Raw genomic sequence first — 12,757 nt, 5'->3', positions numbered from 1 at the left:
GTTGCCAATAATTTTGTTTTATTTTTAGCAAGTAAGACAAAATTACTGACAACGATTTTTTTAATTAGGAATTAAAGAGCTGTCAAGGAATCTAAAAAATCAATAATTGAATAATATTCCAATACTAACTCGTTACTATCTCGTTCCAAACCATATACCTTTAGGTTTTCTCCTCCTTCCAAAAGATTAACACCATACAATACTTGAGTATTCATATTCCAAGCAATCTGATATAACAATACTCGTTCATCGTTGTATTCTGTATCAAAATTTTCTGTTGTTCTGCTAAATTCTATTTCTTCACTACTACCATTAGCTTTTTTTTGTTGAACGGTAGTGTTCCCACGCCAATCAATTAGAAAAAGCGTATGTAAGGTTCTTGGTATTTGTTGAAGTTGCTCTTTGGGGTCCTGCCCCTGCCACTCCTTTTTGGTTTCCAAAGAATAAAATTTCAGCCGTTTGCTCTCTCCATCAAAAGAGCGTTTCTCATCTATACTAATACCTAATTGGATTAACTTTTCTTTTATTTGTTGTTGAATATCAACTGCCTCTAAAATTGTATCGTTCATAACTCGGGCGATTTTGATGTTAGAAATAGATTGTTAATAAAGTTCCATTAACCTAATCCCTGTCTAGTTCAGTTCATTTAATAATGAACAATAAGAGCATTAAAACAGTGCGTATGCTTTTATTTTATCATAAAAGATACGACAAAGACCATTAACCCATCAACCTATTTAAATAGTAGTTGTTGGGTTGTACAATAGAAGATTGTAAAAAACACAAGGGAAAGATTAATAATCTAATTATCAACAATTAAGATAATAAAAAATATAGATTATATGGTTAATCGTTTTTAATTTTTTTGTTTTTTTGACAAAACCTACCTTTTTACAACAAAAACACAGCACTAAACTCAAGCTTATGTTTTTGCTCCTTCCTATTAGACATTATCACTGATTAAAAGCAGCCCCAATTTTGAAGCCGTCCATCTTTTCTTTACATTTACGGGCATAAGTAACGAAACAAAACTATTGATTGTAAATTTAAACAACCTTTTTGCATCTAATGGCGTTGCAAATGCTCGCTGTAGCTGCTAAAGATTTTGGTGCATTTAGCACATCATCCATTTTGCTTCGTTCTTTAAAACTGTTCTTTTATCAAAATTGTCCAAGAAACAACTTTTTTATAAAAGATTCCTTTCGACAATTTCACCTATAAATTTTCCAGCATGGACTTAAACTTAACTGGCAAAAATGCGCTTGTTTGTGGAAGCACACAAGGGATTGGCAAAGCCGCTGCATTAGAATTGGCTCAAATGGGAGCTAGTGTTACGTTGGTTGCTCGTAATGAAGAGCGCCTTCAAGAAGCCCTCACTGATTTGGATCGCTCTAAAGGTCAGCAACACGATTATCTATGTGCAGATTTTTCAAGCCCTGAAACCTTAGCAACAAAGTTGGGGGCTTATTTAGCCAATGATAAAACCATTCATATTCTTATCAATAATACAGGAGGCCCTCCAGGTGGTCCGATTGCGGTTGCAGGTATTGATCAATTTAGAGCAGCATTTGAGATGCATCTAATTTGTAATCATATTTTGGTTACAGCAGTAAAAGAAGGGATGCAAAAAGCAGGCTACGGTCGTATTATTAATGTTATTTCTACCTCTGTAAAACAACCTTTAAATGGCTTAGGTGTTTCCAATACCATTCGTGGTGCTGTTGCTAATTGGGCAAAAACAATGGCCAATGAATTAGGTATCCATGGGATCACGGTGAATAACGTATTGCCAGGCGCAACCAATACGGTTCGTCTTCAATCCATCATTGAAAACAAAGCTCAAAAACAAGGTAAAACAATTGAAGAAGTCAGCCAAGCAATGAAAAGCACTGTTCCAGCAGGACGTTTTGCAGAAGCAAATGAAGTCGCTAATGCTATTGCATTTTTGGCCTCTCCAGCAGCAGCTTATATCAACGGTATTAATGTACCTGTTGACGGTGGACGTACTAAATGCCTATAAATCTATTTTAAATTTGATAATTTGAAGATGAAATAATATAGATCATCTTCAAATTATCAAGGCATTTTTAGCACCTAATTAATCTATCAATTAGCTTATCGCATAACCAACAAAGGACAAGAAATTTGTTCTAATAAATGGCGAGTTGTACTCAATCTAAACAAGCGTTCGAAAAAGTTTTTAGGAGGGCTATAAGCCATCAATAAATCAATGCTTTTTTCATTTAAAAAATGCTTCATTCCCTCTTGTACCGTCCCTCCTTCCAATTCGTGAAACAAGACTTCTACCCCGTCTGTATTAGCGGTTAACAATTCATCCACTTCTCCAGCTAGTGCCTTTTCTTTGTTATAAATATGTACATAATGTAAGTTTGCTTGCAGGAGTTTTGCCAAAGCCAAAGGAATTTCTACTCTATTTATATTTTCTACACTCAAATCTGTTGCATAAGCAATATCCGCAATGGGACGATATGCTACTTGCTCAGGAACGATCAACACTGGACATTCCGCAAGTCCAGCAACCGCTGTCGTCACACTACCAAACAAACTTTCTAGAATATTATGTTCGCCTTTTGTTGGCATAACAATCAAATCAATATCATTTTCCTTACTGAATGCTATAATTTCATCTTCTGGCATACCAACAGAAGTATGTGCATGAATATCAAGCCCCTCGGTCAAGTCTTGCTCCCCTGTTTTTTGCAGATGAGCAAAGCTTCCTAATTTTAGTTGGGCACTTCTTTTCCGCTCATCAATCATTTTATAGGCAATAAGGTCATTTACAGGAACACCAAGATCAATACGATAAACATGCAAAACATCTATCCTTGCGCCCAATTGGCGAGCTAGATTTAGGCAGTATTTATAACCAATTATTGCCATTGCCGAAAAATCTGTTGGATAAAGTATTCTTTTTATTGGTTTCATAATTTGTAATTACAGTACTTATTAAATAATGCAAAATCAATTGCATTCAAAATTACACGCTTTACTATTATTCTTAATTGTTTTAAATCATCTCTATTCGTGATCAATATCACAAAAATAAGATCAAAAATGATCTAAATTTGTAATTGAGAACATAGTGCTTAGTCGATTTTGCTAATTTGGGATGATTTTTTTTAGCAGCCAATCCAATAGCACATTCCCACAAAAATAAGAAGACAACTATATATATTTATTAAACAATTTGGTTAGAATTCCCATTAATATGAAAAATATACTAACAGCTACTGATTTTTCTATAACAGCCAATAAGGCGATTGATTATGCCTTAATGATAGCAAAAGGTCAACGAACATCTGTTGGATTAAAGTTACTAAACGTTTATCATATAAGCGAAGAACTAGCCCCTATTATATCGGAACAACATATTAAAAAATTATCTAGACACGAGTTATTTGATATTACACTTTATAAACATCTGCAAGATCTACCCCAAAATATCGACCTAGAAGGGGTTATTAGAAAGGGGCCCATTGTTCCTACTATTTTGCAAGAAGCAAAAGAAGGAAAAGCAGATTTTATTGTTCTAGGAAGAAATGGTCATTCGGGAATCAAAGATTGGTTGATTGGCAGCACAACCACACAACTTATCAACAAAAGTGAAGTGCCCGTTATTGTGATCCCCAAAATGGCTGCTGTCAAGCCTCCTAAAAAGATTGCGTTAGCTATAGATGATCGTTTTGTTCCTTCTCACGAAACGCTAGCACCGCTTTATGATATGGTGGATCGCTTTAATACAGAATTAATTTTATTTCATGTAGAACAAGAGACCCCACATTCAAATACCCATAAAGAAACTGCGATCCAGATTGCTCGAAAAGGCTATCAAATCAACTTATACAAAATGGACTCGGAACATACTGGCGATGCCTTAATTGCATTGGCAGAACAACATCAAGTAGATTTACTTTGCATCATCAAACATGATTATACGGCTTGGGAACGCATGTTGCACAAAAGCACAACAACTTCTGTTGCTTCTAATAGTCCTTTGCCATTCATGATTTTACACGATAAATTATAAGAAAAAATTAGATTGTTTTACTCTTATAAATTAGCTTGTCAAACTGTGCCCAAACCACATTTTGGCAGCTAATTTATAGCTAATCAAAAAGTGATTAGAATCATTTTTTAGAGTGATTTACATCATTGTTTTATTCCTACAAAAAGTAGATATTTATACTACAAACAAAACAATTAGTTACTCTAAAAAATACCGATCATGAAAAAGATTATTTTAACTTGGATTGTCCTTTTAGGAGTTGTTGGTCTCACCTATGCTCAAGCTCAAAAAACGTTGGTCAAAACCTTAGCGATCGAAAAAGAAACGCAAGAGGCTATTTTTGCGCTAACTGGCGATGTAGAAGTGATAGAATGGGAAAATGAAACCATTCGAATTATGACAACCATTACGACTCCTAATACCGCTGAAAATGTGATAAAAGCATTGGTTGCTGCAGGGCGTTACGATTATAAAATGGTCGTTGACAAAGAAAATCAAACCATTACTATTGATATGCCCAAAAAAGATCGCCCCATCCTTATTAATGGAGTAGATTTAGACGATCAATTGAACTTTAAAATTTATATTCCTCAAGGAATGAAATATAGAATTGGGACCGCAGATACCTTTATGTTGATGTGACCTAATTAAAGAAATATATAGTGTTTATCTTCCTATTTTGGAGCTATGTCTTTTTCCCTAGACGTAGCTCCCTTTTTTTTGTGGCAGCTTCTACATTTCTGTTCGTTAATCATATGACACCTATCATTAGGCTAACTGTTCTGTTCATTAACTCAACATCCCATTTCAAACATATCTATTTTTATACTATTGTAACTGAGAAGACACTGGGGTAACTTTGCATTATAATTAATTAATAAAAACATACCTTATGAGACAAGTTTTTTTATATACTTTATTCCTTTGTTTATTCCAAGTATTTTGCCATGCCCAATGTACCAACCCTGTGACCTCTGTCACTGCCAATTTTAATAACAACAGTACTCCCCCTTGTTGGACTTTATCTCCTTCCCACCTAACTTCTGTTGCTAATTCTAACATTAGATCCAGAAATAACAATGTTGACCAATACATTATTTTACCCAGAACAACCAATGCTAGAGGGGTTTTAGAATTTGATTGTGCTCGTGAAACCTACACAGGTACTTTAATCATAAATGTAGGGGTTATGAGCAGCCCTAACAATCCCTCATCATTTATCAATAGGCAAACCATTCATATCTCTAGTTTTCAAAATGTTTGGACGCACCAAACGGTTAATCTTTCTTCCTATACTGGGTCATACCAATATGTAGCTATTAAATTTACCCGTAGTACTGTGAATCCTTATGGTATTATGAGGTTTGACAACTTTGTCTACAACAGTCTATGTACTCCTTCTTATAACCTTTATGAACGTGATACTATTTGCTCAGGTGATAGTTATACCTTCCCTGATGGTTCTACTCAGAATAATATAATGAGCCAAGTTGTTTATACTAGCAATTTACAGACGGTTGGAAATGGCTGTGATAGTATTATCACAACGACACTTAGTGTAAACCCTACTTACCAGATCCATCAAAACGCTGCCATCTGTGCAGGCGATAGCTACACTTTTCCCAATGGCACCACTTTAAATAACATCACCAATGCCGTTGTTGACACCAGTATGCTAACAACTTTTGGAAATGGATGCGATAGTATTGTTATTACGACACTTAGTATCAATCCTACTTATACCATCAACCAAAACGTTCCCATTTGTGCAGGCGACAGCTATACCTTTCCCAATGGTATCACTTTAAATAACATCACCAATGCTGTTGTTGACACCAGTATGCTAACAACTTTTGGAAATGGGTGCGATAGTATCGTTATTACGACACTTAGCATCAATCCCACTTATACCATCAACCAAAACGCTACTATTTGTGCAGGCGACAGCTATACTTTTCCCAATGGCACCACTTTAAATAACATCACCAATGCCGTTGTTGATACCAGCATTCTTCAAACTGTTGGAAATGGCTGTGATAGTATTGTTATTACGACACTTAGTATCAATCCCACTTATACCATCAACCAAAACGCTACTATTTGCGCAGGCGATAGTTACACCTTTCCTAATGGCACCACTTTAAATAACATTACCAATGCCATTGTTGATACCAGTATTTTCCAAACTGTTGGAAATGGATGCGATAGTCTTATTATTACGACACTTAGCATCAATCCTACTTATACCATCAACCAAAATGCTACTATCTGCACAGGCGATAGTTACACCTTTCCTAATGGCACCACTTTAAATAACATTACCAATGCCATTGTTGATACCAGTATTTTCCAAACTTTTGGAAATGGATGCGATAGTCTTATTATTACGACACTTAGCATCAATCCTACTTATACCATCAACCAAAATGCTACTATCTGCACAGGCGATAGTTACACCTTTCCTAATGGCACCACTTTACATAACATCACCAGTGCCATTGTTGATACCAGCATTCTTCAAACTGTTGGAAATGGATGTGATAGTATTGTTGTTACGACCCTTAATATTACCACAATAGACCTTGGTACTACCTTAGCAGGTATAACGCTATCGTCTAATCAACCTGCTGCAAGTTACCAATGGTTGGACTGTAACAATTCTAATGCCGCTATCTTGGGTGCTACTGCTGCCTCATTTACTCCAATGGCTAGTGGTGATTATGCTGTTAAGATCACGGTCAATAACTGCGTAGACACCTCCGCCTGCACCAATGTAATTGTATCCACCATTCACTCCATCAATGACATGGAATTAGAGATCTATCCTAATCCTGCAAGTAGTTCATTGACGATTAATAAGAACCATCTAGAGATTCAAAAAGTACAAATCATTGACATGATGGGTAAGCTTGTAAGCAACAACAAACTCATTGGCAATAAGATTGACATTCAATCATTGACCAATGGAACATATGTACTAAAATTAATGACCGACAAAGGGCCTATCCAGCATATTTTTATCAAAAAATAAACTAGATTTATTTTCCTGCCCTTCTATCTACAAAAGCCACCTTTTGTCTAATATTTGCGTATAAATTTAGACTTGAGGTGGCTTTTTTTGGTATAAGCTTTCGAATTGTTGCATTCAAAATTAAAATCATTTTTCACCCTGCGTTATATCATTTTATAAGCCTCAAAAGAACCCGATATTTATACTGTAATAAAAAAACAACATTTAGTTATTCTTAAAAATATATCAATCATGAGAACGCTCTTATTAACTTGGATTATTGTTTTGGTGACCGTTGGATTAGGAATGACACAGACTCAAAAAACATTTGTCAAAACCTTTTTGCCAGAAGAAGATTGCCCCTTTGCTGTATTTGCAATAGATGGAACAACAGAAATGCACTACTGGGATGAACCTACGGTTAGAATTACTTATACCATTCAAACCAATCAATTGACAGAAAAAGATTTAGAAACCATTACTAAAAATGGTCGTTATCAAATAGAAATGAAATTTTATGAAGAAGCAAGGGTAATGATCTTTGATATGCCTAAGCAAGAACAATATATTTTCATCAACGAAGAAAAACTGGAAGAACATTTAGATTTTGAAATTTTTCTCCCTAAAGGCATTCGATATAGAATTGTTAATCCTACTGTTCATCCATTGATGTAAGTATCTCTAAAAGGCTTTTACAGCGTTGCGAGTTTCATGCTCACAACGCTGTTTTTTTTTCCAAATAACAATGTACTTTTAAGCTATTAATGCTTTGTGAATAATGTTCTAGTACAGTTCTTTATTTTTATGGACTGCATCTTTTAAATATTGAGATTGAGTGTTCAAAATCATCAATATAATTGCTCCTTGAAGATTAGCGATTACTTGTGTGCTTTTCTCTTTTGCAATTTTATTTGAATATTTGGCGTTAAAAATATTCATTAAAGATTTCTCCCAGGCCTCAAAAAAGTCTTTTGAAGATTGTTTGAAGGTGTCTTCGACCATTATTGTTTCTAAGACTGTGTTTCCAAAAATGCAGCCTCCTTGTTCTTGAAGAAAAACCTTTTGATAAACATCAAGCATTTTTCCCAACTTTTCATGATTGGGGATATTGTCATCATAGCCAATTGAGAAAACATTTTCGTTAAACCAATTCGAGGTCATTTCAAGGGATTTTTTCATGACTTCCTCCTTATTTGCAAAGTGATGATAAAACGCCCCTTTGGTCAAACCACAAAACTTAGCCAAATCGCTCATATTAGTTCTGTAATATCCCTTCTGCCTAAAAACGGTTATGCTCCTCAAGATAATCTCCTCTTTTGTTAACTTTTGAATTGGCATATTTTCTTTATTTTCTATTCATGATGATTTTTTCACCATCCTTTGGAATAATTAATTGCTTTTCTGAAATGTTATTTTTATTTGCTTCTGCTCTTAGAGAATTTCTGGTTACCCTGCAAAAGTCTATTGCTTCTAAATGTACAGCAATTATTTGAGATGTTTTTGCAAATTGTACTAAAGAAATAGTCTGCTCTTCATCTAACATTACTGGATATTTCTCAAAACCTGGGATAATTCCTCCTCCTGAGTTGACTATAATTACCTCAGGATTAAATTTAGTTATAGCATTGGCTACTTTCTCATACCAGATAGAATCACTTACTATATAAACAGTCGGTTCATTCGGACTCTCAAGTACAAATCCAGATACTTTTCCCATATAGGGCAATACAGGACCACTGCCGTGTTGCCCTTCTATTCGTGTAATGCTAATCCCCTCCCATTCAAGCCTATGCTCAATTGCCTTTTTATGTTCAAAGCCATTGAATTTTTCAAATTCTTTATCTTCTATACTGCAAAACAAAGGAACGTCTTTAGGTAGCATTTCTTGGCTCCTGTCATCAAAATGATCAGGATGAGAATGGGTAACCAATACAGCATCCACCCCTTGTACCAATTCATTAATTGGTAATGTTAAATTAATGGTCGGATTTCGCAATAGTCCTTTTACAAAAGGAGGAAAAGTATTCTTTTCGCATAACATTGGATCAACTAAAATAACTTTTCCTGCATAGTTTAGTTTGATCGTTGCATTTCTAATTAATTGTAATTCCATTTTATCATATTTTACATACTGAACGTTTAGTATGTAAAATAGAATAAAAATTTCTTTTTTCAAAATCAATAAGCTGAAGCAGTGTGAGATAGCACAACTTTTTATGAGCCCTTTTTCCATCATTTACAAAAATAGTAGATAAAATCTCATTTTGTTCTAGCCATTCGCCCCCCCTTTTTAATCTATGAACTCCCCATTGAACAATGTCACAAAGCGCTATTTTTGCCTTTTCTTTGATTTGCTTTCTAACAAATATAGGATTACTTCCATAAGTATTGTATATTTATCTATCCGAATAAAAAAGGGTTCTTTTTGTAATTTTACGATACAACATTCCCGCATTATGATGGATAATTATAAATTTAATATTTGTTTTTAGCTGCAATTTTGAACAACAGTCATTAGAGTGCTCCTAGGGCTTACTCATTTTGCCGATTTTGAAAGCACGCAATCAATACCTCAATGGATACGAATAAAGAGTCAACTGCTCCAAGTACGAATTACACTCATGCTTTACCTTACTTATCTGTTCTGCCAATTACAGAACAGTGCCTTGATTTTTCGATTATTAACCGAGTAGAACCTGAACTTACAGAACGAATTCTGCAAACATTGCTTAGTAATGCTAGTGATGTAATTGCTCATATTCCATTGGGAATTTCAAAGAAAATGCCTGCTTCTCAATTAGGACAGTACAAAGCTCTGCAAAAAACGTTTGAAAACTTTCAGGTACAAAAAGACAGTCTTTCTATTGGTTATCCAATTGTACTCATTGATGATGTTGAATTGGGTCGCCCTGTTGCAGCTCCTTTGTTTCTGTGGAAAATTGAATTAAACATTGCTCCCAATAGCAATATGGAGTGGACCTTAACCCCTCTCAACAAAAACAAAGGTTATCTAAATCCTATTCTAAAAAACTATTTGGAAGCTCGATTTAAGTTGGACTGGGAGCAACAAATTGGATTGATTGATACTGTTGATTCAAAAGTGGTCAACGAAACGTGCTTGGCTTTGGCCAAAGAATTGGAATTGGACTACCAACCTACACCACTTATTGAAGCTTGCCCTTCGCCCGATAACATGCTCCAAAATGTCATTCTCAACGCTATTATATTGGGTAGTTTTGAACCCATTACGCTTAAGGAAGCACAGAAATTGCCCAAAAATCTAAAACCTAGAGAACGAAAGCAATGGAAAACGAAAGTTGCTGCACTTCCTTGCAATTCGGCACAGGATGAATTGATCGAAACCATCTTTGATGGACACCATGTTATCGCTGAGGGTATTTCTAATACGGGTAAGACGCATACAATTGCTTCTATTTTACCTAGTTTGCTGACCGACAAAGGGTCTGCCTTGATTATATCCCCTCAAGCTGCTTCTTTTAATGAAATTCAATACCACCTAGAAAACTTAGGCATCAAAGATATTGGCATCTTAAACCTTCAAGATGAGGTCTTGGACAAAGAGCGTTTAATTAAGTACTTAGAAAAATTGCCCAAACGTACTCGTAGTCTTAGCAGCTTTGACAATGTAACGTATACCAAGCAATTGGATAAACATAGCCGCCTACGGGAACAATTAGAAAAAGCATACGAAAGCTTGCATGCCTCTGTTGTAAATGGTTGGAATTGGACGGAACTCGTGGGGCAATGTTTGATGCACCACAAAAAGAGTGATAAGCAAATATTGGGACGCTTTTTAGATAACAAAGACTTCCTCTTCACAGCCAAAGAAGAATATGTTATTAGCCGAGAATTGGGCGAACACTATATCCATTATCACAGAATAGATGCTTTAAAGCATCCTCTTAATGCCTTGCATGGTCGCTTTTTTAACGACGATAGCAGCATTGAAACCACTAGAGAAGAAGCCAAAACAGGACTAAATGTCTATCGATACAAGATTAATAGCCTGTATCAGAGCTTTTTAGTTTTTGTTGGCAATTATGCAGAGCATCTAAAGTTTGAGTATAGGGATTTTGTGGCGAATATGGAGCAACAAATCAATAAAATAGAGCGCAATTTGCATTTGTACAATGATTTGTATGGTGAGGCTTTTGATAAACAAAGTAGCCTTCAAAATGCTAAATTGAAGCTATTGAGTATGTTTTCTAGACGGCATCAAGAAATTAGAGCAGCAAAAGGACAGCTTCTAGATGACTATCAAGAATTGCAGGCTTATTATGAACAAGCAGCTTATTTTAAGACGGATTTTCCTAATATAAAGGAGGAATCTAAATTGGCAGATGTTGAGGTTAAATTAGAAAAGGTACGCAGCCAGCTACAAGATTGGGCGATTACGATTCCTAGTTTGGTGGATCAACAAATTGAGGATTTATCAATAGAAACACAACTTCCTCAAGCGTTTCAAGAGCAACACAAGGAGTTGGAAATTTCCTTGGTTAAATTGGTAGAACAAATCAATTCTGCCCAAATACTACGAAAAGAAATTCAACTTCCAGAGGGCAAGGTTACAGAAAAAGAAGTTGCTCTATTTAATATTTTATTGCAATTTCACAAATTGGAAAATGAATGGCGAGATATTGATGCTTATTATCAATGGCGACGCTCTTGGCTTACCATTAGTGGCAAAACTCAAAAGGTGGTTCAAGCCTTGGTAAATGCAGGGTCACAAGATTGGATTTCAGGTTTTCATAGTTGGTATTATCACCAAATTTTGACGCAGCAATATTCTATTGTGTTGCCTAAAGGAACCGCCAATGAAGCACTTCCTTTTGATGCTTATATTCATACCCTCAAAGACATCCAACAACGCATTAGCCAAAAAGCAAATGTAATTACCAAAGAGCGACAAGGAGAACAGATCAAACGCATCAAAAAGGAAAAAGACTTAACGCTCACCAATGCTCGACCTATTTTTAGAAACAAAAAAATCAAAGATTTATTGCAGTGGATTGGTCTAGAACACCTAGGGGATGTTTTTCCAATTGTACTTGCAACTCCTGAAATGGCACAACAATTATTGGGCTTAAAAATTTCGACCTTTGATTTGGTCATCGTTGACAATGCCCATGACTTATCTGCCAAAATTGGAACCGATTTGCTCAAACTAGGCAATCAACGCATTGTCTTAGGACGCCCCATTGAAGAAGAGAAAAACGAAAAAGAAAGTTTATTGGAGTGGATGCTGGCTCAAAAAGGACGCCGTTATCAATTCCTAGAGCATATACATTCTAAAGATGTGGCACAGCTTGCCCGCTTAAATCAAACGAATATACAAGCACCTAATGCCTTTCAAATTGTTTTGGTAGAATACCTCAAAGAATACATTGATGAACAACGTCTCCAATTTAACAAATCGGTAGAGGGAGTATTAGTTGATCTAATCATTGCGCCAAAATATTCGGGACAAACACCAATTGCTGTTATTTGTGATGGTGGTTTGTTGCATCAGGCAAAATACGATTTTCAATTAGCCATTGATAAAGTTAGAATCTTGACCCAAGCCTCTCATCAGATCCATTATATTTGGTCCATTGATTGGTGGAAAAATAGTGAGAAAGCCTTGGAGCCTCTATTGGCTTTTGTCCTAAAATGGGATAAACAACACAACAATGCTACTGCTTAACGGTTTATACAAAAAA

Annotated in this window: 10 protein-coding genes; 6 read left to right on the top strand and 4 right to left on the bottom strand. The window is 35.5% G+C overall.

The window, feature by feature from the left end:
- Positions 1–71: 71 nt before the first annotated feature.
- Positions 72–569: a hypothetical protein gene (locus tag AsAng_RS05485; RefSeq protein WP_264791789.1), complete on the bottom strand. Its 498-nt coding sequence runs from the start codon at positions 567–569 to the stop codon at positions 72–74.
- 662 nt (positions 570–1,231) lie between these two features.
- Here AsAng_RS05485 and AsAng_RS05480 point away from each other — a divergent pair.
- Complete coding sequence (locus AsAng_RS05480) at positions 1,232–2,020, top strand: SDR family oxidoreductase (RefSeq protein WP_264791788.1); 789 nt, start codon at positions 1,232–1,234, stop codon at positions 2,018–2,020.
- A gap of 95 nt (positions 2,021–2,115) precedes the next feature.
- Here AsAng_RS05480 and AsAng_RS05475 read toward each other — a convergent pair whose 3' ends face one another.
- Positions 2,116–2,946, bottom strand: a complete 831-nt coding sequence (locus AsAng_RS05475; RefSeq protein ID WP_264791787.1) for a universal stress protein — start codon at positions 2,944–2,946, stop codon at positions 2,116–2,118.
- Between the two features lie 283 nt (positions 2,947–3,229).
- On the opposite strand from AsAng_RS05475, the gene AsAng_RS05470 reads away from it, so the two are divergent.
- The 4 genes from AsAng_RS05470 (at position 3,230) to AsAng_RS05455 (ending at position 7,712) form a co-directional block, all read left to right on the top strand.
- Positions 3,230–4,048, top strand: a complete 819-nt coding sequence (locus AsAng_RS05470; RefSeq protein ID WP_264791786.1) for a universal stress protein — start codon at positions 3,230–3,232, stop codon at positions 4,046–4,048.
- Positions 4,049–4,246: 198 nt separating this feature from the next.
- Positions 4,247–4,669, top strand: a complete 423-nt coding sequence (locus tag AsAng_RS05465; RefSeq protein ID WP_264791785.1) for a hypothetical protein — start codon at positions 4,247–4,249, stop codon at positions 4,667–4,669.
- Positions 4,670–4,919: 250 nt separating this feature from the next.
- Positions 4,920–7,058 (top strand): T9SS-dependent choice-of-anchor J family protein, encoded by a 2,139-nt coding sequence (locus tag AsAng_RS05460; protein WP_264791784.1) that lies wholly within the window; start codon positions 4,920–4,922, stop codon positions 7,056–7,058.
- Positions 7,059–7,289: 231 nt separating this feature from the next.
- A complete protein-coding gene (locus tag AsAng_RS05455; protein ID WP_264791783.1) occupies positions 7,290–7,712 on the top strand; it encodes a hypothetical protein in 423 nt (140 codons plus the stop codon).
- 108 nt (positions 7,713–7,820) lie between these two features.
- On the opposite strand, the gene AsAng_RS05450 is transcribed toward AsAng_RS05455, so the two are convergent.
- Together AsAng_RS05450 and AsAng_RS05445 are read right to left on the bottom strand one after the other, a co-directional pair.
- Positions 7,821–8,375, bottom strand: a complete 555-nt coding sequence (locus tag AsAng_RS05450) for a TetR/AcrR family transcriptional regulator (protein WP_264791782.1) — start codon at positions 8,373–8,375, stop codon at positions 7,821–7,823.
- A 7-nt stretch (positions 8,376–8,382) separates the two neighbouring features.
- Positions 8,383–9,150, bottom strand: coding sequence for an MBL fold metallo-hydrolase (locus AsAng_RS05445; protein ID WP_264791781.1), 768 nt, complete (start codon positions 9,148–9,150; stop codon positions 8,383–8,385).
- Positions 9,151–9,612: 462 nt separating this feature from the next.
- Here AsAng_RS05445 and AsAng_RS05440 point away from each other — a divergent pair, with 462 nt between their 5' ends.
- Positions 9,613–12,741: a hypothetical protein gene (locus AsAng_RS05440; protein ID WP_264791780.1), complete on the top strand. Its 3,129-nt coding sequence runs from the start codon at positions 9,613–9,615 to the stop codon at positions 12,739–12,741.
- The last annotated feature ends 16 nt before the right edge of the window (positions 12,742–12,757 follow it).

Source organism: Aureispira anguillae, from assembly GCF_026000115.1.
GTDB lineage: Bacteria > Bacteroidota > Bacteroidia > Chitinophagales > Saprospiraceae > Aureispira > Aureispira anguillae.
This window is presented reverse-complemented; position numbering and strand designations above follow the sequence as displayed.